Raw genomic sequence first — 332 nt, forward strand, 5'->3', positions numbered from 1 at the left:
CCCTACTCGTCGGCGTCTCCGCCGGCAACGTCCACGACAGCGAAGGACTGAAGCCCATGGTCGAGGGTCACCAAACGCAACACGACCCCCGCCGAGGACGCCACTTCAAGCCGCAGCGACTCCATGCGGACAAGGCCTACGATGTCCCCCACCTGCGGAAATGGCTGTGGGGGAAGCGCATCGGCGTGCGCATCGCCCGCAAAGGAGTCGAGTCCAGTGAACGATTAGGGCGCCGCCGATGGGTCATCGAACGCACCATGTCATGGCTGTCCGGCTACCGGCGCCTCAGCCCCCGCTACGAACGAAATCCCCGCAACTACCTGGCATTTCTC

The 332-nt window shown here is 64.5% G+C and carries 1 protein-coding gene; it reads left to right on the plus strand.

Translation table 11 applies throughout. From position 1 onward, the window contains the following. A partial coding sequence (locus KVT45_RS58625) for a transposase (protein ID WP_217562693.1) occupies positions 1-332 on the plus strand: 332 nt, incomplete at both ends.

This window comes from Streptomyces sp. GbtcB6 (genome assembly GCF_019091475.1).
In the GTDB taxonomy this organism is placed as follows: domain Bacteria; phylum Actinomycetota; class Actinomycetes; order Streptomycetales; family Streptomycetaceae; genus Streptomyces; species Streptomyces hyaluromycini.